Source organism: Cupriavidus sp. 05L411 (genome assembly GCF_056398045.1).
The window spans coordinates 66,884-90,929 of record NZ_JBFTOQ010000001.1; the positions used below are offsets into that span (position 1 = coordinate 66,884).

At 62.9% G+C, this 24,046-nt stretch carries 28 protein-coding genes and 1 pseudogene; 21 read left to right on the forward strand and 8 right to left on the reverse strand.

The features are described from left to right. Positions 1-254 precede the first annotated feature (254 nt). Both AC1DQR_RS00260 and AC1DQR_RS00265 read right to left on the reverse strand, forming a co-directional pair. A complete protein-coding gene (locus AC1DQR_RS00260) occupies positions 255-767 on the reverse strand; it encodes a GrpB family protein (RefSeq protein ID WP_477132307.1) in 513 nt (170 codons plus the stop codon). A 73-nt stretch (positions 768-840) separates the two neighbouring features. Beyond that, on the reverse strand, positions 841-1,737 hold the full coding sequence (locus tag AC1DQR_RS00265; RefSeq protein ID WP_477132308.1) for a LysR substrate-binding domain-containing protein: 897 nt from the start codon (positions 1,735-1,737) through the stop codon (positions 841-843). Between the two features lie 156 nt (positions 1,738-1,893). Between AC1DQR_RS00265 and AC1DQR_RS00270 the strand changes: the two genes are divergently transcribed. The 6 genes from AC1DQR_RS00270 to AC1DQR_RS00295 all read left to right on the forward strand — a co-directional run bounded on the left by AC1DQR_RS00270 (position 1,894) and on the right by AC1DQR_RS00295 (position 7,421). Continuing rightward, positions 1,894-2,385 (forward strand): CidA/LrgA family protein, encoded by a 492-nt coding sequence (locus AC1DQR_RS00270; protein WP_477132309.1) that lies wholly within the window; start codon positions 1,894-1,896, stop codon positions 2,383-2,385. Continuing rightward, positions 2,378-3,070 (forward strand): LrgB family protein, encoded by a 693-nt coding sequence (locus tag AC1DQR_RS00275; RefSeq protein ID WP_477132310.1) that lies wholly within the window; start codon positions 2,378-2,380, stop codon positions 3,068-3,070. Before AC1DQR_RS00270 ends, AC1DQR_RS00275 begins: the two co-directional genes overlap by 8 nt. Before the next feature lie 308 nt (positions 3,071-3,378). Beyond that, positions 3,379-4,536, forward strand: a complete 1,158-nt coding sequence (locus AC1DQR_RS00280; RefSeq protein WP_416052268.1) for an MFS transporter — start codon at positions 3,379-3,381, stop codon at positions 4,534-4,536. 84 nt (positions 4,537-4,620) lie between these two features. Further along, positions 4,621-5,535: a glutaminase gene (locus AC1DQR_RS00285; protein ID WP_416052269.1), complete on the forward strand. Its 915-nt coding sequence runs from the start codon at positions 4,621-4,623 to the stop codon at positions 5,533-5,535. A gap of 150 nt (positions 5,536-5,685) precedes the next feature. Beyond that, positions 5,686-6,147, forward strand: a complete 462-nt coding sequence (locus tag AC1DQR_RS00290; protein ID WP_477132311.1) for a helix-turn-helix domain-containing protein — start codon at positions 5,686-5,688, stop codon at positions 6,145-6,147. Further along, positions 6,147-7,421 carry a type II toxin-antitoxin system HipA family toxin gene (locus AC1DQR_RS00295; RefSeq protein WP_477132312.1) on the forward strand — a complete coding sequence of 425 codons (1,275 nt, stop codon included), beginning with the start codon at positions 6,147-6,149 and terminating at the stop codon, positions 7,419-7,421. Before AC1DQR_RS00290 ends, AC1DQR_RS00295 begins: the two co-directional genes overlap by 1 nt. Positions 7,422-7,524: 103 nt before the next feature. Here the strand turns inward: AC1DQR_RS00295 and AC1DQR_RS00300 are convergent, their stop codons facing one another. Beyond that, a complete protein-coding gene (locus tag AC1DQR_RS00300) occupies positions 7,525-8,328 on the reverse strand; it encodes a BPL-N domain-containing protein (protein WP_416052272.1) in 804 nt (267 codons plus the stop codon). A gap of 50 nt (positions 8,329-8,378) precedes the next feature. Next, entirely contained in the window at positions 8,379-9,023 is a 645-nt protein-coding gene (locus AC1DQR_RS00305; protein WP_416052273.1) for a LysE family translocator, read from the reverse strand. Positions 9,024-9,310: 287 nt separating this feature from the next. Here AC1DQR_RS00305 and AC1DQR_RS00310 point away from each other — a divergent pair, with 287 nt between their 5' ends. The 3 genes from AC1DQR_RS00310 (at position 9,311) to AC1DQR_RS00320 (ending at position 11,238) form a co-directional block, all read left to right on the forward strand. Then, positions 9,311-9,553, forward strand: a complete 243-nt coding sequence (locus tag AC1DQR_RS00310) for a hypothetical protein (protein WP_150990685.1) — start codon at positions 9,311-9,313, stop codon at positions 9,551-9,553. Positions 9,554-9,866: 313 nt separating this feature from the next. Next, the gene (locus AC1DQR_RS00315; protein ID WP_416052274.1) at positions 9,867-10,163 is read left to right on the forward strand and encodes a hypothetical protein; all 297 of its coding nucleotides are present in this window, start codon (positions 9,867-9,869) and stop codon (positions 10,161-10,163) included. 205 nt (positions 10,164-10,368) lie between these two features. After that, a complete protein-coding gene (locus AC1DQR_RS00320; RefSeq protein ID WP_477132313.1) occupies positions 10,369-11,238 on the forward strand; it encodes a lysozyme inhibitor LprI family protein in 870 nt (289 codons plus the stop codon). A 361-nt stretch (positions 11,239-11,599) separates the two neighbouring features. Here AC1DQR_RS00320 and AC1DQR_RS00325 read toward each other — a convergent pair whose 3' ends face one another. Beyond that, positions 11,600-11,857 (reverse strand): hypothetical protein, encoded by a 258-nt coding sequence (locus AC1DQR_RS00325; RefSeq protein ID WP_416052276.1) that lies wholly within the window; start codon positions 11,855-11,857, stop codon positions 11,600-11,602. Positions 11,858-12,511: 654 nt separating this feature from the next. Further along, a complete protein-coding gene (locus AC1DQR_RS00330; RefSeq protein ID WP_416052277.1) occupies positions 12,512-13,375 on the reverse strand; it encodes a hypothetical protein in 864 nt (287 codons plus the stop codon). Between the two features lie 677 nt (positions 13,376-14,052). Here AC1DQR_RS00330 and wrbA point away from each other — a divergent pair. From wrbA to AC1DQR_RS00355, 5 genes are all read left to right on the forward strand, one after another. Beyond that, positions 14,053-14,652, forward strand: coding sequence for an NAD(P)H:quinone oxidoreductase (gene wrbA / locus AC1DQR_RS00335; RefSeq protein ID WP_477132314.1), 600 nt, complete (start codon positions 14,053-14,055; stop codon positions 14,650-14,652). A 49-nt stretch (positions 14,653-14,701) separates the two neighbouring features. Beyond that, on the forward strand, positions 14,702-15,148 hold the full coding sequence (locus AC1DQR_RS00340; protein ID WP_416052279.1) for an ester cyclase: 447 nt from the start codon (positions 14,702-14,704) through the stop codon (positions 15,146-15,148). After that, entirely contained in the window at positions 15,145-15,918 is a 774-nt protein-coding gene (locus AC1DQR_RS00345) for an SDR family NAD(P)-dependent oxidoreductase (RefSeq protein WP_416052280.1), read from the forward strand. The genes AC1DQR_RS00340 and AC1DQR_RS00345 overlap by 4 nt, the downstream gene beginning before the upstream one ends. A 37-nt stretch (positions 15,919-15,955) precedes the next feature. Further along, on the forward strand, positions 15,956-16,909 hold the full coding sequence (locus AC1DQR_RS00350) for a quinone oxidoreductase family protein (RefSeq protein ID WP_416052281.1): 954 nt from the start codon (positions 15,956-15,958) through the stop codon (positions 16,907-16,909). An 88-nt stretch (positions 16,910-16,997) separates the two neighbouring features. Beyond that, positions 16,998-17,657: a hypothetical protein gene (locus AC1DQR_RS00355; protein WP_477132315.1), complete on the forward strand. Its 660-nt coding sequence runs from the start codon at positions 16,998-17,000 to the stop codon at positions 17,655-17,657. 657 nt (positions 17,658-18,314) lie between these two features. Here AC1DQR_RS00355 and AC1DQR_RS00360 read toward each other — a convergent pair. Both AC1DQR_RS00360 and AC1DQR_RS00365 read right to left on the reverse strand, forming a co-directional pair. Beyond that, positions 18,315-18,752: a DoxX family protein gene (locus tag AC1DQR_RS00360; protein ID WP_416052283.1), complete on the reverse strand. Its 438-nt coding sequence runs from the start codon at positions 18,750-18,752 to the stop codon at positions 18,315-18,317. Between the two features lie 100 nt (positions 18,753-18,852). Further along, positions 18,853-19,746, reverse strand: coding sequence for a pirin family protein (locus AC1DQR_RS00365; RefSeq protein ID WP_477132316.1), 894 nt, complete (start codon positions 19,744-19,746; stop codon positions 18,853-18,855). Positions 19,747-19,844: 98 nt separating this feature from the next. Here AC1DQR_RS00365 and AC1DQR_RS00370 point away from each other — a divergent pair, with 98 nt between their 5' ends. From AC1DQR_RS00370 to AC1DQR_RS00400, 7 genes and pseudogenes are all read left to right on the forward strand, one after another. Continuing rightward, positions 19,845-20,753: a LysR family transcriptional regulator gene (locus AC1DQR_RS00370; RefSeq protein ID WP_416052285.1), complete on the forward strand. Its 909-nt coding sequence runs from the start codon at positions 19,845-19,847 to the stop codon at positions 20,751-20,753. Between the two features lie 57 nt (positions 20,754-20,810). After that, on the forward strand, positions 20,811-21,383 hold the full coding sequence (locus AC1DQR_RS00375) for a histidine phosphatase family protein (protein WP_416052286.1): 573 nt from the start codon (positions 20,811-20,813) through the stop codon (positions 21,381-21,383). A 40-nt stretch (positions 21,384-21,423) separates the two neighbouring features. Then, a complete protein-coding gene (locus AC1DQR_RS00380) occupies positions 21,424-21,546 on the forward strand; it encodes a hypothetical protein (protein ID WP_416053382.1) in 123 nt (40 codons plus the stop codon). 576 nt (positions 21,547-22,122) lie between these two features. Further along, on the forward strand, positions 22,123-22,254 hold the full coding sequence (locus tag AC1DQR_RS00385; protein WP_416052287.1) for a hypothetical protein: 132 nt from the start codon (positions 22,123-22,125) through the stop codon (positions 22,252-22,254). Positions 22,255-22,443: 189 nt separating this feature from the next. After that, positions 22,444-23,163 (forward strand): hypothetical protein, encoded by a 720-nt coding sequence (locus AC1DQR_RS00390; protein ID WP_477132317.1) that lies wholly within the window; start codon positions 22,444-22,446, stop codon positions 23,161-23,163. A 50-nt stretch (positions 23,164-23,213) separates the two neighbouring features. Beyond that, entirely contained in the window at positions 23,214-23,738 is a 525-nt protein-coding gene (locus AC1DQR_RS00395; protein WP_416052289.1) for a P-loop nucleotide/nucleoside kinase family protein, read from the forward strand. Positions 23,739-23,882: 144 nt separating this feature from the next. Further along, positions 23,883-24,038, forward strand: a pseudogene (locus AC1DQR_RS00400) (DJ-1/PfpI family protein); the annotation flags it as partial. Between the last annotated feature and the right edge of the window lie 8 nt (positions 24,039-24,046).

A 24,046-nucleotide genomic window follows, 5' to 3' on the forward strand; every position in this document is an offset into this window, starting at 1 on the left:
CGGACGCCGAAATTCCGGTCGCTTGTCGAACATCACGGGTTGAGACTCTGCTTTGGTTGCCAGGCTGCATCTTACCAATTCCGGATAAGGCAGCTCCGATGGCGGCAGGCTTCATCGCTTTGCCCAGGACTGGCGTAGTTGGTAGAGATCCGGTCTTGGCCCACCCGCCTTGCGCTTCCAAGTGCTGCCAATTTCGATCAGCCGCCACATGAGCGGTCGAAGTCCGGGCCGGCAGAATGGCACCTGCGCCATTATCACTTTGCTGAACTCGGACGCGATCCCATCAAGGCATCAATAAAGGGGGCCTTCTTCGCAAGGTACTCGGCGATGCCGCCGCGGTTGCTGGCTTCGAGCTCAAATTTCAAATCCTGATACTGCTGTCGAATGGCGGGATCGCTCCTAAGAAGATCGCGAAATCGGAGCATTCTCTCAATCTGCCAGTGGCCACTGACACATACATGTACCTTGTGCGTTCGCACCCCATCTATATCGCGACGATAGAAATGGTGCCCGGCTGACAGATCGCTTCCCCGAACGTAACCCAGTGCGCTCATGAAACTGTCTCGGGCTGGCTCGTTGCGATGTTCTGAGACCTCAATCAAGAGGTCGATCTCTGGCTTGGCCGCAAGTCCTGGAACAGCGGTGCTTCCGACGTGATAAATACCGACAAGTTCCGTGCCAAGGCCCTTCGCGATGCGTGCTTTCTCGGCGGCGAAAAGAGCCGGCCATCTACTGTCATAGTGGGAGATTTTGCTGGTGAGCTTCATTGTGTTTCCTCTTGTTTCCCTTTGTTTCCTTTGCGCGCCATCGGCCAAGAGCTGCTAGTCCCAACGCAACCGCTCATATCGCATCCTTTTGCTCCGCCCCAAACGCCTCCTCACAACAAACCAGCCAGGCGCGTGCGGCTCGCGACAAATACCCCTCCCGCCAGACCAGCCCCAGTTCCCACACCAGCTCAGGTACAACCAGGGGCCGGAGCGCTACCCGCTCGGGGTCTAGCTGCCCGGCAATTGGCGCAGGCAGGATGGCGACGCCCACATCGGCCGCGACCAGTTCGCCGATAAAGTCCCAATGCCGGCTCTGCCCGGCAATCTGCGGTGTAAAGCCGGCGGCTTCGCAGGCGTCCAGGATGACGCGATACAGCACGAAGTCGTCCTCGTACATGACGAAGGGCAGGGTGGCGAGGTCGGTTAGCCGGACCGCGCCGGCACGGCGTGGTGCGCGCTCGGCGGGAAATACGGCGACCAGTGCCTGGCGGGTCACGGTGAGGCTGGCCAGGCCAGCTACGGCGGCGGGCAGCACTGTTACGCCGAGGTCGAGCTGGCCCGTGGCTACGCCTTCTTCCAGCGCGCGGCCGCCTTGCTCGCTTAGCCGCAGCTTTACGCCGGGGTACTGGCGGCGATAGGCGCCGATCACCGGGGCGAGGTAGCGGCCGGCCATGGGCGGGATGCCTACCTTGAGCTCGCCGCGCGCCATGCCGTCTACCTCAGCGACTTCCTGGCGCAGGCGTGCCACTTCGGCCAGCACGGACTGGCTGCGGGCGAAAACGACCTCGCCGGCGTCGGTGAGCTGTACCGTGCGGCCTTCGCGCAGCAGCAGCGGGCCGCCGAGTTCGTCTTCCAGGCTCTTGACCATCTTGCTGATGGTCGGTTGGGTCACATGCAGGGTTTCAGCGGCGCGGGTGAAGCCGTTCTGGCGGACGACTTCCACGAAATAGCGCAGGGCGCGGATATCCATGGGGGCTCCTCGGATGTGGCGTGCGTGGGTGATCACGGCTTGCCATTCCAATATGGCATCGAATCAATAATTTATATTCATTTTATATATCGAAGTGCGCTTCGTACACTAGCATCACTGCCACGCCGTGCGTGGCGCCATTGCTTGAATGTTCCGATGCCACGCGCTGTTACTGTCACTTCATCCACTTGCACCTCCACCTCCGCGACCTTGCCGCAGCCGCCCGGTGCCCGCCTGCGCACTGGCGCCATCGCGCTGGCCCAGGTGGTGGCGCTGTCGGCCCTGTGGCTGCTGGCGGACTGGCTGCGCGGGCGGCTGGGGTTGCCATTGCCGGCTGGTTTGCTTGGGCTCCTGGCCTTGGCCGCGCTGCTGTTCAGCGGGGCGGTGCGCGGTGGCTGGGTGCGTCGCGGGGCAAACTGGCTGCTGGGCGAGATGTTGCTGTTCTTTATCCCGGCGGTGCTGGCGGTGGTGCAGTATCCGGAACTGGTCCGGCATCAGGGCTGGCGGATCTGCGCGGTGATTGCCTTGAGCACGCTCGCGGTGATGGTGGTGACGGCGCTGGTGGTGGAGCAGGTGGTCCGTCTCGAACGCAGGCTGGCGCGCCGCGCGCGCCGTGCCACGCACAACCGGCAGCAGCACCATGCATGACTCCATGCTGGCGGCGCTGAGCCTGGTGGCAACCGTTGCCTTCTATTACATCAACAAGCGCCTCTATGCGCGCCGTGCGCGGCTGTGGCTGATGCCGCTGCTGGCCACGCCGGTGGTGCTGATCGCGCTGGTGCTGGCCGCGCATGTGCCGTATCGCGACTACATCGCCGACACGCGCTGGCTGATGTGGCTGCTTGGCCCGGCCACCATCGCCTTCGCATTGCCGATCTACGATCACCGTGCGCTGGTGCGCCAGCATTGGCTATCGATTTCGGTTGGCGTGCTGGCAGCGGTGGTGACGTCGGTGCTCAGCTCGGTCTGGCTGGCGCGCGGCTTTGGCTTGCCGGTGATGCTGCAAAAGGGGCTGGCGGTGCGCTCGGTGACCACGCCGTTTGCCGTGGATGCGGTGCGCGCGCTCGGCGGGCCGCCGGATCTTGCCGCGATCTTTGTGGTCATGACCGGGCTGACGGGCATGGCGATTGGCGAGACCGTGCTGGCCTGCCTGCCCTCGGTGCGCAGCCGGCTGGCGCAAGGCGCAATCTTCGGCGCCGCAGCGCATGGTGCCGGCACGGCCAAGGCGAGGCAGCTGGGTGAAGTGCAGGGTGTAGTGGCATCGCTGGTGATGATGATCGCGGGGCTGGTCAGCGTGCTGGCCGCGCCGCTGATCCGCAGCGTGTTTTTCTGAGCGGGCTTGCGTAGTACTGCGCAATGCCTGCGGGCGATTGGGCGCAGACGCTGAGTAGTACTGCGTAGCCTATGGCCTTGCGACCGCTCCGGGCGCAGGGTTTTTTGCGCGCCCGCCAACGCGCCGCGCGAAATTGGCGCAAAATGCGGCACTTGCGCGATCGTGCCGGCGCGCGGACATGCGCCGCTCATCCGCACGTGGCTTGCCGTTCTTCCCGCCACGGCGCGCGCGCCGTCCCTCTGCGCCGATTGTGCGCACCGCACGCGCAAGCTTCACCGATCTCTCTCTCGTTTTTCAATAACAACATCATGCGATTACCGCTTCTCGCGCTGGCTGCCGCGGCCTTTGGCATTGGCACCACCGAATTCGTCATCATGGGGCTGTTGCCCGATGTGGCCGCCGATCTTGGCGTTTCCGCGCCGGCTGCCGGCATGCTGGTCTCGGGCTATGCCATCGGCGTGGCCGTGGGCGCGCCCATCCTGGCCATCCTGACCAACAAGTGGCCGCGCAAGACCGCGCTGGTGGGGCTGATGGGCTTGTTCATCCTCGGCAATGCGCTGTGCGCGCTGGCGCCCAACTATGCATTGCTGATGGCCGCGCGCGTGGTCACGGCGTTCTGCCACGCGGCGTTCTTCGGCATTGGCGCGGTGGTGGCCGCGGAGCTGGTCCCGCGTGAGAAGCGCGCGCAGGCGGTGGCATTGATGTTTACCGGGCTGACGGTGGCCAACGTGCTGGGCGTGCCGTTTGGCACCGCATTTGGGCATGCGTTGGGCTGGCGCTCCACGTTCTGGGCCGTTACCGTGATCGGCGTGGCCGCCGCGGCTGCGTTGGTGGCCTGGTTGCCCAAGGCCATCCCGATGCAGGCCGGCAGCATCCTGCGCGAGTTCCGCTCCATCGGCGCGGCGCAGGTGCAGCTGGCGCTGCTGATCAGCACGCTGGCATCGGTCAGCATGTTCACCGTGTTCACCTACATCGCCTACATCCTGCGTGACGTCACGGGCTTCACCGCGCAGCAGGAGAGCATGGTGCTGCTGTTGTTCGGGGCCGGCATCACGGTGGGCGGCCTGGCCGGCGGCAAGCTGGCCGACTGGAAGCTGATGCCCGCGCTGGCCAGCCTGCTGGCCGCGGTGGCGGTGGTGCAGCTGGTGTTCTCGTGGACCAGCCATTTTCCGGTGCCGACGCTCTTCACGCTGTTTGTGTGGGGCATGGTCAGCTTTGCCGTGGTGCCCGCCACGCAGGTGCGCGTGCTGGACAAGGCCAAGGGCGCGCCCAACCTGGCGTCCACGCTGAACCAGGGCGCGTTCAACCTGGGCAACGCCACCGGCGCGTGGCTGGGCGGGCTGATGATCAGCGCCGGCCTGCCGCTGACCCAGCTGCCGTGGCTGGGTGCGGCGGTGGCCGCGCTGGCGCTGCTGGCAGTGGGGGTGTCGGCGTCGCTGGACCGGGGTGGGCCGGTGCCAGCTTAGTACTAGCCGCGCCAAGGCGCGCGGAGTGCCGGCGGGGCCCGCCGGGCTGTAGGATGTTGCCAGCAACGTTTCTTCGGGCCCGGCATGGACTACGCACACATCCTCCAACGCATCCACCGCGACATCGCGCCCTTGCTCACCCAGGGCCGCGTAGCGGACTACATCCCCGAGCTCGGCAAGGTACCCGCCACGCATTTCGGCATGGCGCTGGTGTTTGCCGATGGCCGCAGCCATTGCGTGGGCGACGCCGCGGTGCCGTTCTCCATCCAGAGCATCTCCAAGCTGTTTGCCTGCACGCTGGCGTTCCAGTTGCTGGGCGAGGACCTGTGGCAGCGGGTCGGGCGCGAGCCTTCCGGCAATGCCTTCAACTCGCTGGTGCAACTGGAGTACGAGCAAGGCAAGCCGCGCAATCCGTTCATCAACGCTGGCGCGCTGGTGGTGACCGACGTGCTGTGCAGCCGTTTTGTCCAGGCGGAGACCGCCATGGTGCAGTTCCTGCGCCGGCTCAGCGGCAACCCGGCGATCGACTACGATCCGCGCGTGGCGCAGTCCGAGCGCGAGCATGCGGACCGCAATCGCGCCATGGCGTATTTCATGAAGGACTTTGGCCGCCTTGAGATGCCGGTGGACAAGGTCATCGACGCCTATTGCCGCCAATGCGCCATCACCATGAGCTGCGAGGACCTGGCGCGCGCGGCGCTGTTCCTGGCGCATGGCGGGGTGGTGCCGTGGAGCGGCGAGCGCGTGCTGCACGCCAGCCCCACCAAGCGCCTGTCGGCCCTGATGCTGACCTGCGGCACCTATGACGCTGCGGGGGATTTTGTCTATCGGGTGGGCTTGCCGGCCAAGAGCGGCGTGGGCGGCGGCATTGTGGCGGTGCTGCCCGGCAGGTGGGCCGTGTGCGTCTGGTCACCAGGGCTGGACCACAGCGGCAATTCGCTGGCCGGGGTGCAGGCGCTGGAGTGGCTGACCACGTTGAGCGGGCATTCGATTTTCTGAATAGGGAGTAAATGTGCGTCAAGCGCCATAAATGCAATTATTCTTGCACTACGGACGCACGATGGCCGGAGTATTTGCCTTATTGCATCGCTCCTGAAAAGTGCTATTATTTTTGCATTCTCGGCCTGGATATGTAGAAATATTGCCACCATGGCGAAAAAAACCGCGCCACTCCTTCCCTCAACCCAGCGTTTGCTTGTCGAGTTCGGCGAACGTCTCAAGCTCGCTCGCCTGCGAAGAAAGCTCACGGCCAAGCAGGTGGCAGAGCGTGCCGGGATGTCTCAGATGACATTGCGATCGCTTGAGGCCGGTGGTTCGGGCGTAACGATCGGCGCTTATCTTTCGGTGATGCAGGTGTTGGGCGTCGAGAAAGACCTGGCCAAGATCGCGGAGACGGACGAGATCGGCAGAGGCCTGCAAGATTCCCGTTTGCTAGGACGCACGTCCAGCCAGCGCGCCGCTGCGCCGCGCCTGCCTCGCGACGAAACAGTCGCCCCTCCAGAGGACAGGTGGCCAGTTGAGACAGCAACCCCGCTTCCCGTCAATAGTGAGTCCTTGGCTGCCTTGATCTCCCCAAGGAGAAAGAAGCCAGCGGACGAGGAACACGAGTGATGAGCAAGATGATCGGGGTCTACGCTGACTGGGATGGCCTGGCATCCGCCAAGCGCCTTGGCTGGTTGCATGCCAGGAAGGCAAGGGCAGCAGAGCTGTTCGAGTTCGAGTACGATCCGGCGGCCTTGGCTGATCCCGCATTGGGGCGCTTGCAGATTGATCCCCGCATCGGGCTCTATTCTGGCCCACAGTCTCCAGGAGAACATCACGACAAGTTCGGGGTATTTGCCGACTCGTGTCCTGATAGATGGGGGCGCGTGTTGATGAGGCGGCGGCTGGAGCGCGATGTTCGCGACGGCATCTTCCCCAAGGGCACAAGGCTCTTTGAGTCCGACTACCTGCTCGGCGTGCACGACCGCTATCGAGTCGGTGCGATTCGATACCGGCTGAACGACGAAGGGAGCTTTCTCGATAATCGCGATGGTATTGCGGCCCCGCCATTCACCGAGCTTCGCGATCTGGAGCGTGCAAGCCGTGCTATCGAGGCGGATCCGGACAACACGTCCGCGGATGGCCGTGCATGGCTACGGATGCTAATTGCCCCGGGGGGCTCTCTTGGCGGTGCGCGCCCAAAGGCTAGCGTGGCCGACAGCGATGGCCACCTCTGGATCGCAAAATTCCCGAGCACCCGTGATGAGCATGATGTTGGCGCATGGGAGATGGTCGTGAACGCCCTGGCTACAGCGTGCGAGTTGCGGGTAGCGAAAGGGATGGCGCAGCGCTTCGCAAGCGACCACCACTGCTTCATGGTCAAGCGCTTCGATCGCACCAGTGCTGGCCGGAGACTGCATTTCGCTTCCGCCATGACCATGACCGGTCGGGTCGATGGCGACGACGCTGCCGCTGGCGCGAGCTATTTAGAATTGGCCGAAGTGATCATCCGGCATGGTGCGCAGCCCAGCGAGGATTTGTGCGAGCTTTGGTCACGCATCGTCTTCAACATCCTTGTCTCCAATACCGATGACCATTTGCGCAATCATGGATTCATCCTGATGCCAGGAAAGGGGTGGCGGCTATCCGAAGCCTATGACATGAACCCTGTTCCCATCGCCGATGGCTTGACGCTGAACATCACTCACGCTGACAACGCGCCGGATCTGGAGCTTGCACGAGAGGTGGCCGGGTATTTCCGGGTTTCCATGTCCGATGCCGATGACATCATCGAGGACTTCAAGAGGGTTGTCGGTCAGTGGCGGATTGCTGCGAACGGACTGCAACTGTCGCAGCGGGAACAGGACAATATGGCTTCTGCCTTTCGCCTGGCGCTGCGATAGGCAGGGCGCGATACCGCTCGGATCGAAGCGGCCCGGAGCCGGAAATCGGTTTGTTACTGGCCTGAGATTTTCCGGGCGCGATGTGGGGTTCGCGATCAACCAGTCAGCCCAGCATCAACCCGGCATGCGCTAGCAAGTGGCGGAACACCGCCAGCCGGGCTTCTCCCGTTTGCGCCAGCTTGCGGCAAACGTGCAGGTGCGCCGTCATGTCGCTGTGTCCGCGCAGGGCGTCCTTGCACTCGCGGTCCGAGATCTCCAGGTGGATGCCTGTGAGGATGGCGCAGCCCTTGCCCACGGGGGCGCTCACGATGGCGGGCGGGGTGCCTTCCAGGCCCGTGTACACGGCCAGGATCTGTGCCGCGTGGTTTGTTGCATCGCCGAAGTCGAAGCGGCAGCCGCCGTGGTAGTGCGCATACAGCGTGATCGGGGCATGGGTCAGGCTATGGGTGGTGCGTATTTCTGCTGCCGCGGTGCTCCGCGGCGTTGCGTCATAAGCGACGCCCCGGGTGAGTTCGGGCAAGCAGCCAACCGCGACGGCATCCACGAAGCTCAGTTCGCGCGGGCCGCAGATGGCGCCTTTGGTGCCGGCATGGAAGGCGAGTTCCCTGCACGCGTAGTACGCGCCCGCGCAGATGCCCAGGTAGGCACCGCCTTCTTCGACAAAGCGCCGGATGCGCGCGTTGGGTGCGCCGTTCAGGGCTGCGCAATAAGGCAGGTCCGCACCGCCCGGCATGACAAACATCACGGCATCATCAAAGAGCGTCTCGTCCTGCCGGATGTCGTCGGCCATGACCGCCCGGATCTCGTACGCGCCGGGAAGCAACTGCTGCCCGATCATCCGCATCAGGCGCGAGGTCCCGTCGGAGGTGCCAGCGTCGATATAGGTCAGGATCTGGGGCTTCGGCATGATGGTTTGGCTCGGTTGAGCGCGATAGTGCGGCAGCGGTGCTGTGTGCCTCAGGTTTGCGCGCGGCGGTAAAACGCCAGCCCGCCAGCCAGCGCAATCAGCGTGCCGCCCGACAGCCGGTTCAGCCAGCGCATGCCGTCACCACGAAAGGCGTGCACAATGCGCGCGCCCAGCGCCGCGTACACCAGCATGACGGTCAGGTTCAGCAGGCATTGGGCCAGCGTCAGGATGGCGTACTGCGGCAGCAGCGCCGCGCTCGTCTCGATGAACTGGGGCAGGAAGGCCGAGATAAACAGCAGTGCCTTGGGATTGGTCAGCGCCACCAGGAAGCTGCGTGAGAACAGGACGCGGCCCCGCACCGCAGCCGTATCCGGCACGGTCTCCCGTACCGTCTGCGCTGTCTGCGGCTCCTTGCCTGAGCGCAGCATCTTCCACCCCACATACGCCAGGTAAGCGGCGCCAAACCACTTGATCGCCTCGAAGGCAACCTCGGACGCGGCGATGACGGCGCCAAGCCCTGCGGCCACGGTGACGACCAGGATGATGTCGGCCGCGAGCGCCCCGGCCATGCCCCAGCACGCCTTGCGTACGCCATGCCTGGAGCCGTTGTTCAGGGCCAGCAGCACGGTCGGGCCGGGGGTGGCAATGGTCACGGCCGAGGCAAAGATGAAGAGCAGCAGGGTAGGGAGCGTCATGGTGCAATCTGGCTGGCGCACGCGTGGGCGGGCGGGAGACATAGGATGATTGGCCGCCGGCAGATTGTCCAGTGGCTGGCATGCGTGGCGTTGCCGTGCCATGTGTTGCACAATTGGCAAAAATGCAAGCCGGGATTGCACGAGATGAGCAGACATTGCGTGTTTTGATACGATGATGGTTAGAACGCAACGGTAGCCCGCAACCGCCATGACGCTTGCGATGCGCGCTTGAACGACTAGCGTTCGCCCGGCTAAGTTGCGGTTCTCCAATAAAAGCGGAGACAGCCATGATCAAAGAATACGCGTGGAAGAAGCGGGTTTTCGAGACCCATGAAGTACAAGTACAGGTGCGGCCGAGAACGCCCACGGTCTGGGAGTACACGGTGCGGGTCTGCCGCCCGGGCACGAACATCCGGGCCGCCGGGACTTTGCTGGAATCGTCCAAGGTAACGGACCTGTTCCCCACGGCGGACGCGGCGGAGACGGCCGGTTTTGCCCACGGTGCGGAGCTGGCGAAACGGCTGGCCTAGGGTGCGGTTGAAGCCCGGAAAGGGCTGGAACACGTCGATTTGGTGCTTTTTACCGGCTGATGGTGTAGCAGTGTGACTTTTTGTAGCGGGTGGTTTGGAGCGTACTTTGTGCCGTTATACTGCGCAGGTCGTTCCAACCACAGCGACCGGGTTTAGCGGCCCGCGGAAAAAGGTGAACAATCCGCCATCAATCCGCGTGAAAAAGGAGGCACTCCCATGCCCCAGTCGTCGCTGGCCCGTCCCGGGCAAATCTCACCTCCCAAGCCCGCCATCCTCTGCCAGCGCCCGCGCGCCTGCCAACGGAGGGCGCCCGATGCATAGGTATCCGCACTACAACATCTCCGCCCAGCGCGCCGGGCGTGACACCTTCCTCACGGCCCACGCCCCTTCTGAAAGCCCGCTAAGCCTCGCCGCCGAAAAAACCGCGCAACTCAGCGCGCTGCTTTCGGTGGCTGTCGAGAACGCCGCCGGCGGCTCCTTGTGCAACATCACCGAAGAGACGCAGAGCCATCTGCTCTCGCTCGCGGCCGTGCTCGCGCATGAAACACTGGTGCTGAGCGAATTGGCCGCGCTGGACGATGCGGGTGAGGGGGAGGGCGGCGATGGATGATGGCTGGCAGGCCGTTTAGCCACAGCGGGTGAAGATGGCAGCGCGGCGCACGGCATCGATACGGTACTTCGCGCGCATCGCAGCTTGGCGGCGCCAAACAAAGTGCACTACAACACGCGCTGCCAATCGTACGCTTGCAGCCCCATGCGGCCATCGACTATGTTGAATCTCAAGGCCGATGTGGCCGCGTCGATGGGGAGCCGTGATGAACAGGGTCATAGGACACCTGGCCGTGCTCGTTGTCTTGGGCCTTTCTGCCTTGCATGGGGCGCAGGCCTCCGACATCGACTGTAAGTCAGCATCCAGCGCGGGATCGATCCGCTGCGAAGATCCAAACGGCAACGGGATGCGATGTGCGCTGGCAACCGACGGGCGCCCGCGCAACAAGCACCTGGTCTGCGATAACGCGGAGCTTTCGACGCGCTACGAGCGCATCTATGCCGAACAGCAGAAGCTGCTGCACAGCGGCATCACCAACGATGCCGATGTCCGCGCGTGGCGCAGCAAGCGCGATGCCTGCGGCTCCGTGCGTTGTCTTGATAGCCTGTTCCATGAATGGTGGCGGTGGCGGGACGCCGCCCGCATGAGGCCGGCACGGCCCGCCGTTGCGCCGAGCACCACCGTTATGCCAAGCACCACCGTTGCAGCCCCTGTCCCGCCAAAGCGGGAGCCGGCACCTCCGGCGCAAGACTCGGCGCCGTCGGCTCAGCTGGCTGCCGTACCCGAGAGCGCGAAGCCGAGCGAGCCGACATCGCCGGCGCCCGCCGGCGTTCAGGCCCCGCCGACGTTGCCCGGAACCGGGCAAGTCCCGCCCGAGCCAGCCTCTGGCGCCGTGGTGCTGCCAGGCTCGTTGCCAGTTTGGTTGCCAGTTTGGTTGCCAGTTTGGTTGTCAGGTTTGCTGGCGGGCTTCGCCGCCGTCGGCATTGGAGCGGCCTGGCTTTGGAAACGCAAGCGAGATCGGCGTGCCTCGCCAAAACGTGAACGGCGTCGGGCCATCTCCGCCGGCATGGCAATCCTGTACGCCTTGCTCATCGTGAATGTGCTGCTTCTGGCGTTCACGCTGAGGTCGAGTTAAGGAAGGTCTGCATAAGCGCACGCTTCGAGGTCATCGAGCGCGCTCCTTCAGTGCCGCGTAACGCTATCTCGATAGCCTGGCCGTACAGGTACGCTTTCGAAGCGTCCTCCATCCTGCGCGTCACCGCCCAAAAAAAAGCGCTCGCTGTCGTGTAGACACGGGCGCTGAAGGAGGGCAGGTCGCGAACTCCTGCACTCGAAATCAGGATGCTTTAGGCTTAATGGTCCGGTTGGTCCTCTTGGCCACAACGGCGTCGATGCGGCAAGTCATTCGCGTCGCCAGGCGCTTCGCACATTGCTCTCGCAAGTAAAACTAGCGTGGAAAGTGCGTACATATCAACAGACTCATCGCTGCGGGTTCCTTACGCCCGGCACATGATGGTCTTGACGATAAGCGCGCGGTGCACGATGCGTTGTTTGAGGCTGTCACGCATGTCAGCTAGCAGCTTCTCGGCGCTTTCGCTATTTACGCCATCCATCTTCAAGTGCGCAATGCGCTGTTCCTGTGCCTCAATGCGCTTGCCTGAGCGTTCGATGGCCCTTTCCGTTTCGTCAAGGTCTTCCAACTCTTCCTCTAAGTTGCGCGTGTCTTCTACCCCTGGTTGCATCATGGGCTCCATGCTGATTTGGATGCTGATGCCTGGGTTTTAGATCAGGAATGAAGGCGTCGGTATAGGGGCGCGTCCTACAAGCGGCAGAGATCGCCGGGCGGAACCGCCGCTGACCGAAACATCGCTGGCCACCAGTGCCTTGTAAGCCGTCAATGCGTTCTCGCCAAACGGCGAAGATTGCCCGCTTTTTGCACTCGTCACCCGCACTACGGCTTGCTGCAAAGGCGTTTGCGAATCGTAGTCGCTTTCGACGTCCTGCCAACTCCGATCTTAGACTAGATGCGGATCATCCCGGAGCCGCTCGCTGAGGTTCTGGGCGTTCTGCGCGAGCGCTATCTCGCCGATCAGGCTGCAGAGAAATTCGGGACTATCGCTTGCTGGAAGTGGTGTTCGAAAGGTGCATTGGACAGCGGATTGGTGATTGGTGATTGGTGATTGATTGGAGCATGCGAGGCAGTGTTGCTTTCCAGGGCGGTCATCCTTTCAGCCCACTCCACGATTCCACCAACTGACCGACCGTTGCAAGCCGCTGAAGCAGCCAAAAATAGAGATGAGGAAAGTGGTAACCGATGCATTCATTTGGAATGCCATGCTAAGGAAATCGCGCCAGTGATAAAGTCAAATTTAGTGGTGGGAGACGTGTCGCCAATGCGGGCGGCCGCCCTATTCGATTTCCACCACATCGACCACTTGCTGCTGATTCCTGTAGCGGACTTCCTGACGCATGACGAATCGCCGGGCGGGACAATACCAGTCGGTCATGTCGAGCACGGTCGGCTCCAGTTCGATATCCGTATCGACTAGCCGAAAGCTGCCAGGATCAACGAACTTGGTGTATCGAATGGGCCAGCAGAGAAGTGTGCCGGTGGCAAGTTTCAAACGCCGCAGTGGCCCCACTATCCGCTCGGACAACGTCAGGCGGACATTTGAACCGACGAAATCGGAGACCTTGGTGCCGGTGCGGCGATCCACGATACGAAAGTCGTAGCGGGACACAAACGTTTCCGCGGGGAGTACCTGGCCCTCGACCAGCGTCGGTGGGTACAGCAGCAGTCCATTCGAGTTGGTACTCATTTCCCCGACCAGATCAGCGTACAGGCCATAGGCCTGAACACGTGCGTTCAGACTGCGTACGATCGGTTGTCCGGAGCGCTCGTCAATCACGAGCCGGTGACGCTGCACTGTCTCGACAGGTGGCCCCATCAAGCGCCGGAGGGCGGACTTGGAGTAGATATCCAGATCGAACGAACATATGTCGCGCTCGAGGTCGTTTACGTTCCGGAAGAAGGCAAGCGTCGTCATTGGCGTCAATCCGTCCGCCTCGAAGCGAATCCGCCCGCCGTCATGGATATAGGGCGCGTCGCATATCTGTCCGGCGTACACGCGGTGAGACGCGGTCCCCAGCAGACCACCTGCGGCGAGCCAGGCCGCCGCAAGAGATCGCCAGAGCGGCCTGCACCGGCGTGCCGGCCATCCCGGTACATGCGCGATTCTCCCGTAGGGTCCCGGGTCATGAACCAGTTTCATATAGTTAGCCGTGGACGCTTGCAGCGCGCTCCAATCTGGCGGCGCGCCTGCCAATGACTGGTCCAGTGTAGTCGCAGTCGGCAATATGAGGTGTGCCGGCTCAGTTCGATAGGCATGTGAGCCCATGCACCGCCTCGCGTGCAACCAGTTTGCCTCCAGTTCCGGGAGCTGTCTCCGAGAGTAGCCATTCCCGCAAAGGACGGCACAAAGTGTGCTGGCCCGCCGGCAGATCGCAGGGCCGGCATCATCCGGCAACTGCGGTGACATGCGACCGCTTCCCAGGCGTCGCCTTCCGGCGTGCGGCTTGCTCCTTCAGGGACGGCGACGTGGTCAACTTGGTGCCAGGCCAGCACGCCGCCGCCGCCCGCACCCGAGCCGACGTGCAACTACCGCAACGCAAAAGGGCAGAAAAGCTGCCTGCTTCGCGCACAGCCACAAGATCGACATGGATTCGAAACGAGCAGCCACGTTCTCATTTCGCGGCTTGCCGTCAGCACCGCCACCGCCACCGCCACCTCCACCGCCGCAATCGAACTCCGACGGCACGTCGCGGGAGGCACCGATCTATCTACGTATTAGATGGATATTATCGAAATTAATAGGCTACCTGGATAGATGGTCGGCGACTACGATTCAACTCACACGGCTCGCGGAGCCGCGCCACCAGGAGAGTTCAAATGACCAAGGTTCTTGTTCTGTACTACTCGTCGTATGGCCACATCGAAAAAATGGCGGGTGCCATTGCCGAAGGCGCGCGCGCAGCGGGCGCTCTCGTCGACGTCAAGCGCGTGCCCGAGACCGTTCCGGAAGACATCGCCAAAAGCGCTTACTTCAAACTTGATCAGTCCGCCGCGGTCGCCACGGTTGCCGACCTCGAGCACTACGATGCGATCATCGTCGGCACCGGCACGCGCTTCGGCCGCATGTCCTCGCAGATGGCGTCGTTCCTTGACCAGGCTGGTGGCCTCTGGGTACGCGGCGCGCTCAACGGCAAAGTCGGTGCGGCCTTCTCGTCGAGTGCGACACAGCACGGCGGCCAGGAAACCACTCTCTTCTCCATCATCACCAACCTGCTGCACTTCGGCATGACGATCGTGGGATTGCCATATAGCCATCAGGGTCAGATGAGCATGTCCGAGATTGTCGGCGGTGCCCCGTATGGCGCGACCACTGTCGCCGGCGGCGACGGCTCGCGCCAGCCGAGCGAGATCGACCTCGCTGGCGCCCGCCACCAAGGGGAACTGGTCGCGAAGACGGCGGCCAAGCTTCGCGCCTGAAAACGGCATACCACTCGTAGCAAAAGCCACCCTTCAAACGGAGCCAATCATGCAACAACAAGACATCGGCGAGATCGCCAAGGCCGTAGTGCGTCGCAATACCACGGAAGTCCAGGGCGGCGGTGACTGGGCCCTGTTCGACGCCCTGTTCTCGGACGACTTCCTGGACCACACCCCGCAACCGAATTGCACCCCGGACAAGGCCGGCGCGTTGGGCCTGTATCGCAAATTGCGCGAGGCATTTCCCGATTTCCACGCCGAAATCCACTGGCAGCGCGCGGTCGGCGATGTGGTCACCACCTACAAGACCTACCACGGCACGCACAAGGGTGACTTCCTGGGTGTTGCGCCGACGAACCGCGCGGTGCGGTTCGAGACGGTCGACGCCATGCGGGTGCAAGACGGCAAGATCACCGAGCATTGGGGTGTCGCCAATCTGTTTTCAGTGCTTCAGCAGCTCGGCGCATGGCCAGTCGGATCGGGAGAGCCCGCATGAACACCAACATCCTCACTGGCAAGGTCGTGGTTGTGACCGGCGCGGCCAGTGGCATCGGCAAGGCGGTTGCCGTCCAGGCTGCCCGCCATGGCGCCAAGGCGATCATCGTCTCGGACCTGAACGCCGAGCCGCGCGAGGGCGGGCGCTCCACTCTCGCCGAAATCGCGGATATCGGGGTGCCCGCACGGTTCCATCGGGCTGACGTCAGCCAGCGCGCCGACGTCGACACGCTGGTCCAGGCGGCAGAAGCGCTTGGCGGCATCGACGTGATGGTGGCCAACGCCGGCATCACGGCAAAAGCCGACGGATTCGACGTCACGGAAGAGGACTTCCATCGTCTGATGCGGGTGAACCTGGACGGCACGCTCTTCAGCGCGCAGGCCGCCGCCCGGCGGATGAAGGCGAGCGGCAAGGCGGGAAGCATCGTGCTCATGGCCAGCATGGGCGGGATCGCAGGCGCAGGTATCACGGTGGGCTACTCCACCAGCAAGGGCGGGGTCGTGCTGATGGCCAAGTCCCTGGCCGATGCCCTGGGACCGGACGGCATTCGCGTCAACGCCGTTGCCCCTGGGACCATCGATACGCACCTGTTGCGCACAAGCCCCGGTATCGCCGAGGCGGCAGAGGGCTTTCGCCAGCGCACTCCGTTGCGCCGGCTCGGGAAGCCCTCGGAGATCGGAGACGCGGTAGCGTGGCTGGGGTCCGATCTGTCCAGCTATGTGACCGGCACCGCCTTGCTCGTCGACGGCGGACTGCTGGCCGTGATCTGAAGACAAGCACTACAACCCATCGACAGGAGTACAAGACATGAGCACCGTCATCCGATTCCACGCCCACGGCGGCCCCGAGGTCCTCGAGGTGGAACAGCAAACCATTGCGCAACCCGGCCACGGCGAGGTTCGCCTGCGCCACGAGGCCATTGGCGTGAACTTCATCGACACTATCTTCCGCAAGGGCATCTTCCCGGTACCGTTGCCTTCCATCCCGGGCGTCGAAGGCGCCGGGGTTGTCGAGGCCCTGGGCGAAGGCGTACGTGGTTTCGCCGTGGGCGATCGCGTAGGCTACTTCCTGTCTCCGGGAAGCTACGCGCAAGAGCGGACCATCGACGCCCAAGCCCTGGTCCAGCTGCCACGGGATGTGTCGGCCGAGCAGGCAGCGGCAGTCCTGACCAAAGGCCTGACGGCATGGTCCACCCTTCACGGGTTCCATCAGATCAAGCGCGGCGAGACCATCCTTGTCCAAGGCGCGACCAGCGCGGTCGGCCGGCTCCTGTCGCGCTGGGCGCGCGCGCTCGGCGCCACGGTGATTGGTACCGGCGGCGTTGCCAAGCAAGACACGCTGCGCACGGATGTTGATCATGCGCTGGCCTCGGATGATCCGGATCTTGGTGCGCAGATCCGCGACATTGCGCCTGCTGGCGTGGACGTCGTCTATGAGTTCGTGGGCCAGGCCACCTTCGCGGCTTCGGTGGCCGCGGTGCGGGATGGCGGAACGATCGTGAACATCGGTGCCGCATCTGGCGCGCCAGAGATCGACCAGGCCGCCCTCGCGGCTCGGCAAGTGCGCGTCGCCGGAGGCCCGATGGCCCAACACCTGCAGGGCCAGGCGCGCGAGGAAGCGGTCGCCGCCGTGTTCGAAGCGCTGCGTACGGGTGTCTTCGGCGAGATCGAGCTTACGCGCTACCCCCTCGCCGACGCGTCGCGCGCGCATGAGGACATCGCCGAACGCCGCCGCCCCGGCACAGCCATTCTCATCCCCTGAGGCGCCCGCGGCGCAAGCACCTTGCCTCGTGCCGCGGCTGTCGGCACGGGTGCCTGCCGCCCGGCCTAAGCTACCTGGAGAGCAAACGATGCAACACACCACGCTGATCAAGGGCCGCACCGACCTGCGCACGGCAGACGCCCTGACCCTGATGAATGTCTCGCCGAGGTTCGACGTTACGCAATGGCCCAGGCAGGTGGAGACGTTCCTGCACGACACGGAGAATCCTCTGCACCGGGCAATCCTCAAGAATTACCTGCGCCACCTTCTGCTGGAAGTCTCCGGCTATTGGAACCAGATCATCGTGCCCGAACTCACCGTGGAAGAGCCCATGTACCGCGTGGGCGACCGGCGGGAAATGCGGGTCTTCACGGGCAAGGCCGCCGTCGAAGGTTTCTATCGCGAAGCGTTCGAAACCCGGACCAACGTAATGGGCGCGCGGACCATGAACATGGGCGTCGAAGACTATGGCGTCACCACCGAGGCTGTCTGGACGCACGTCGTTCCCGGCGCGATGCTCGCGGGCCATGATATCGACGCGGATCCCGCGGCGCACTACCTCATGACACATCACCTGTTCCAGATCTTTACCTATACCAACGAGGCCAGGCCCAGGCTGATCGCGGAGCGGATCTACGATGACCCGGAGAGTTACCGCTACGAAAAGCTGGCGCCGGCAGACGTCGTGACGCCGGAAATAGCCCGGGCGCAACTGGCGCCGTTCCTTGCACGTGCGACGCTCGAGTAGGCTGGGCCGAGGAGGCGTTGTCAGGCACGACTGCATGTCGGTTGCGTCCCGCTTTCGCCGTGGACGTGGGGGCGCCGCGTTGATGAACCCGGGGCCTGACGACGAGGCCACTGGGCTATGCGACCCCGCCACGCCCGCCTCCTGCAAGGAGGTACGAGTCAGCCACATGGGTAAAAAAAGTCCACTCAGATGCGTAACACCCTGAGGCTCAGCTAGCCTTTCTGGTCTGGCGTTCGTCGATCTGGCCCAATGTCATCGGGCCGGAAAAGCAGACGCGGCATATAGACACGCCACAATCCCTCTCCAATCGCCCTCCAATCGCTTCCAGTCCAACGGTTACGCCGTAGCGCAAGTCCCGCGTAGATGATTCCTGGCCTTGTGGATCAAGCCACCGCTGGTCACCTTGTGAGACTCGACATGGTGCGCGTACTCCATCTTTGGCAACCGACTCGGATAGGGGCGCACTGAGGCCGAATAGCAGCTCTGGGGGGGGCTCTCGTCCAATGCGCTGTGCGACCTCTGCTCGTTATAGCGGCGCTGGAACGCGTCCATCCGCCGCCGCTGCGCCCTCGGCGTGGCAGCCGGCGGCTGTGTCAAAACGCCGGAACCCGGGTAGCGAGGCGGTGCCTCAGCTATCCCGGGTTGCAGGCCTTGTCGTTATTGCGCCGCTACAGCCCGCGTCGCTTGCGTGCGGCGGCCATCGAAGCTGAACGCGCCGGCGCCGTAGTACATCACCTGCACCAGGCCGCCTGCCATGGCCAGGTTCTTGAGAAAGTGGAACATCTGGTTCTGGTCGCCCAGCGCATGGTGGAAGATCAGCGCGGTCACCACGGCGTAGACCGCAAGCAGTGTGGCCACCAGTCGCGTCCGGTAGCCGGCGATGAGTAGCACGCTACCGGCGAGTTCGAGCACCAGCGCGCCGAAATAGCCCAGCGCCGGCACAGGCAGACCGAGCGAGCTGATATAGCCGATGGTAGCGGCAGGCGCCATCAGTTTGCCAATGCCGCTGATGAGGAAGAGGGCGGCGATGAGAGTGCGGCCGATCAGGGGAAGGGCCGGGTGTGCGTTGGCGTTGGTCGAAGTCATGGTTTGCATCCTTTGTTTGAAAAATGTGAGGCGATGGGTAAGTGGTACGTCGTGGGTACTGGGTACTGGGTAGTGATGCGGAAAATGCGAGTTTCGCGGGTGCTGCGGGTTACCGCAGACGACCCTCGGCGCGCAGCTGCATGCCGATCCGCGCAATCTCGGCTTCGCCCTTGCGCAGCGCCTCGTCGGACGTATGGACGGAGTAGTAGCCAAGCGACAGGTCATGCGGATGCGGGATTGCCGACGCGACGATGAAATCCGCATCTGACTCGGCTGCGAATTCGAGCGGCTCTTCCGACTGGGCGAAGACAACGAGTTCGTCGTGCAGGACCTCGCCGCCGACAGCCAGCGTGCCGCGGTTGGCATGTGCCCAGGCCACCGTGTGGCCTTCGGGTGGCTGGTAGCGCCAGCGCTCGCCGGCGGCCAGGCGCACGTGCTGCAGCGCCACGCCGGCAGGCGCGGCAACCGGGCTGTTCCTGCCGGACTGGGTGCCGAGAATCACGCGTGCCGGACCCGTGCGCGGAATCGACGAAGCGGGGAGGTACTGGCTATGCGGCAGCCCGTTCTCGAGACTGCGCGGCAAGGCGACCCAAAGCTGATAGCCTTGGAACCTCTCGCCCTTGGCAGGACTGGCGCCGTGCCAGATGCCATTTCCAGCGCGCATCCACTCCACGCTGCCTGAATGCAGCACGCCGGCCGCACCGGTCGTGTCCTCATAGTCCAGTTCGCCCTCGATCAACACGGTGAGCGTGGCAATGCCCGAATGCGGGTGCATGGGGAACAACGCGTCGCCGGAAGGCGCAAAGTCGAAGTAGTCGAGAAAGACAAAGGGCTTGATCAGCTGGCCCACGTCTCCCGGGCTGACGATCCGCGTCACGGGGCCGTGCTGGCGCCCTTTGGTACGCAGGACGATGGGACGGGTGGCTGCCGCTTGCGGCTGGGCCGTGGGGTACCGGGTCTGGCGCGCTTGGGCTGCGCGCCCGGCTTGCGTTGCGGATTTCATGAAGGCTCCCTCGGTGATGTCATGACCGAAGGTTAGGCGCTTGACATCTATGCCGGTAGCCTATATTTATCGATCCAAACCATCTATGGATTAGATATATGCTCGACGGCGTCTCGCTGGACCAGTTGCGCACGTTCATTGCCGCAGCCGATGAGGGCAGCTTCTCCGCTGCGGGCCGCAAACTGCGGCGCGCGCAGTCGGTGGTGAGCCATACGCTCGCCAACCTGGAGAGCCAGATCGACGTGCAGTTGTTCGACCGCAATGGCCGCTACCCGCGTCTGACCGAACAAGGTACCGCGCTGCTGGCACAGGCGCGGATGGTGGTAAGCGGCATGGACGGCTTCAAGTCAAAGGCACGCGCGATTGCAGAGGGGCTTGAGCCGGAACTGTCGGTGGTGGTCGATGTCATGTACCCGATGGCCTCGCTGACCGGGGCAGTCGGCGAGTTTCGCGATGCGTTTCCACACACGCCGCTGCGCCTGTACGTCGAGGCACTGGGTGCGGTCCTGCAGCCAGTGCTCGATGGCGTTTGCCGGATCGGCATCAGCGGGTCGATGCCCGCAGTTCCGGAAACGCTCGAGGCGGAAAAGCTGCTCGATGTGCCCATGGTCACCGTGACCGCGCCATCGCATCCACTGGCTGCACATAGAGGTGTGATCCGCCAGCGCACACTAGAGGCCCACGTCCAACTGGTCCTGACCGACCGCACCACCCTTACCGAGGGCAAGACCTTCGGTGTTTTTGCGCCGCTCACCTGGCGTCTGGCCGATCTGGGCGCCAAGCATGCCTTCCTGCGCGCCGGCTTCGGCTGGGGGCACATGCCGGTTGCCATGGTGCAGGAGGATCTCGATGCAGGCACCCTGGTCATGTTGCGCCTGGAGAACTTCCAGCCGCGAACCCCGCCCATTGCCATGTTCGCGGTCTACCGCAAGGATATGCCACCTGGCCCCGCTGGCCGCTGGTTCCTCAAACGGCTGACGCAGCCCTCGCCAGGTTCGCCGAAATAGACGTCATGTTAAAGCACACGCAGCGTGTATTTTCTGCACTCACGGGACAGCAAGGACATGAATACAGTGAACAGGGAAATCACCTTAATGCGCCATGGCCAACCGAATCTGGCCATGTTCGACAAGGTTTCAGCACGCGATATGCAGGGCTGGATTGCGCAATATGATCTATCCGAGATCATTAACCAGCCCGCCCCCGAAGCTAGCGTGGGGCTAGCCGCCACCGCCAAAGTGATCGTGTCGAGCAGTGCGCCCCGAGCGCTGACATCCGTTCGGGCGCTGGGCCTTCAGCCGACCCTGGTAGACGAGATCTTCTGTGAGGCGCAACTGCCCTATGGGCGATGGACACTGCCGCGTCTATCGCCGTTTACATGGGCATTTATTCTCCGGGTCCTATGGCTGTGCGGTTTCTCAGGGAAGGTTGAGTCTGCCCGTAAGGCCAGGATGCGGGCCAATACGGCGGCGCAACGACTTCAATCCCTTGCCAGCGAAGGGTCAGTTCTGCTGCTCGGTCACGGATTCATGAATCGAATGATCGGCAAGCAGTTAAAGGCGGCTGGATGGGCTCAGGAGAGAAGCGATGGTAACCGGTACTGGAGCGCCAAGGTTTATCGGATGAATCAGGGTTAAGGCGAGGTGACAGCGTGCAAGCTGCTTTCTGCAGTGTCTTGTGATCCGCTTTTCGGTGATTTCGGTGATTTCGGTGATGCCGGTTGTCGCCGTGCGCAACTATAAGGCGCAGGATGTTAAGGGCGGACTGGGGCGCGGCGGCCAGCTCAAGGTAGGCTCCTGATCTCAGCGCTGTCCAGTGCGTAGAGGCAAGGCAGCGCCCGGCGGTTGGGGCCGGTAGTGCATGTTGCGAAGCCAACCGGCATCGGTGAGCGGCTTTGCCTAGCGTGCGACACCACCCACCGGACCGCACCGATTGTAGAAGCTAGCCCTTGCGTGCGGATCGCCACGACTACTTATCAACGCGCAGCGTCTTCACCAGTAGCGAGAAGGCCGATGTTGCGTGGCGACGGTGCGGGTAGTACAGGTGATAGCCCTCGTAGGTCTGCCCCCACTCCTCCAGCACTGCCCGCGAGTTTCGATGCCAGCAAGACGTATCCGGCCATCGTCTGTGCCCATCCCATCAGCAGTTGCAAGGAGCAAACCGCGGGCAGCATCTACGGCGAGCACCTGACCCAGGCAGGCTTCATTGCCCTGGCCTTCGATGCTTCCACGCAAGGTGCAAGCGGTGGCGAACCCCGATTCAGCGAAGACCCCGGCACGCGGGTCGAAGACTTCCGCTGCGCCGCGGACCACCATGTGACCCAGCCGTTCGTGGACGTGGGACGTATCGGCGTGCTGGGCGTTTGCGGCGGCGCATATGCGGCCAATCGAGCTACTGCTGACGCAGCCGCAGCACGTCGTCTTCGGAAGCGTGCCTGGAGGATTCGGCTCCTACAGCGATGGCTTCGAGCTGTACCGCCGCGCCCGCTCCACGGACCTCGGCATGTAAGCCAAAGGTCGTCGTAGCCAGGCGAGGCACGCGCGCTCAGTGCGTCAAAGCCAATCAGCGTGTCAATGACCGGTGCTTGGCCTGGATTGGAAGGCGGCTGCTTGCCCTGGCGTGGCAGCCACAGCCAGGCGCAGTCACTCGGATAAAATGCTGGGTGATTGATGATTCTTGCTCGAGGGAGTGGCGCCGATGGTTTACAGCAGGGACTTTTTCGAGTTGCAGCTTGACTTTGCTCGAACCGTTGCGGCTCTTGTCGAAATGCCCCTCGACCGAGCATTGCTCGACTACACGAACTTCTACATTCGATTCGGGCTAGGTAGGGATTTTGACCGGTGTCATCCCATTTGGCGTTGGTACGTCGATGGACTGACCCGTACATCGGATATTTGCGACTGGACCTATCGCTTCTATCTCGCGCAAGGTGAAGATTCACGGACGTCCGCGACGGTCCCGGAAACTGGCTGTTTTTCCTATGCGATGCAGGACGCGGAATGTGTGCGAATTCATTTCCGGAATGCGGAATCCACCGCGACACCTCCTTTGAGCAGGGAGCGCCTGCCTGCACGGCTTGCTGAACTTCGGTCACGCTTCGGCGACGTCAAGCGCAACAGGCAACAAGTGACACGCGTGGTGGGCACCTCGTGGCTCTATAACCTTCCAGCATATCAACGGTGCTTTCCCGCAGCGTACGTCGCGAGCGCCAGGGTTGCGGAACCGCGGTATCGCCACGTATCGCTGTGGGGACAATTTCTCGATCGTTACGGCTCGCTCAGACTCGGCGCTGTGCAGGATTTCAAAGAGCGGCTATCGAGACTGACGAACGTTCGAGACCTGGCGCTCGCCTTCCCACTGCAAGCGCTCGCCGTCGAAGCCCCCATCGCGGCGTTCTACACCTTCTACGGAATATAGCCCGATTGCTAGCTGTTCCGTCTTACATTCGAATACAGGAAGCGTCGAAAATGTTGATTGCCTTCGGAGGACTACCGGGCACGGGAAAGACAACGCTAGCGCAAGCACTTGCACGCAAGCTCGCCGCAGTATATCTGCGTATCGATACGTTGGAACAGGCGTTTATTGCGGCCGGGAGCGACAGGGCTGATATCGGACCTGCTGGCTATCTTGCTGCATATGCCGTTGCAAAAGATAATTTGCGCCTGGGGATGACCGTCGTCGCGGACTCGGTCAATTCGTTGCATGTGACGCGTAGCTCCTGGAGAAGCGTGGCGCTCGAAGCAGGTGTGCGCATCTTCGAGATTGAGCTGATTTGTTCTGATACAACGGCGCACCGTCTGAGGGTCGAGGGGCGACAGGCAGATATCCCAGGCCACAAGCTGCCGACATGGAAGAGCGTGCTTGAGCGTCAATATGACACATGGGATTCAGACCATCTTGTAGTCGACACAGCTAACGTTTCCGTTGAACAGGCCGTTGAAACTATCACTCATCGTCTTTCGATGTCACCTCCAACGAGTCGATTGCTCTAGCGATCGAGAAAATCCATTTCTCTGGGGCATCCTTGGATAACACGACGGCCCCAACGACGTCTTTGTAGCGGTGCATCTGTCCCCTGTGGGTCTACTACGGAAGCTCGAAGCTGAGTCGGGGCGATCGAGGGCTAGCCGGCGAAGGCTGGCCTCCTCACGGGCTACCGTGCAACTTGCCATTGGTCCTCCATCGATCAGTTGAGTCTGCTCGGAGCAGAACCCGTCCAAGAGCGCGTTGTGCGTGAGCGAAACCGGATGACTGGTGCTGGAGTAACCTCGGGGATCGACTTTGCTTTAAGTGGACGCCA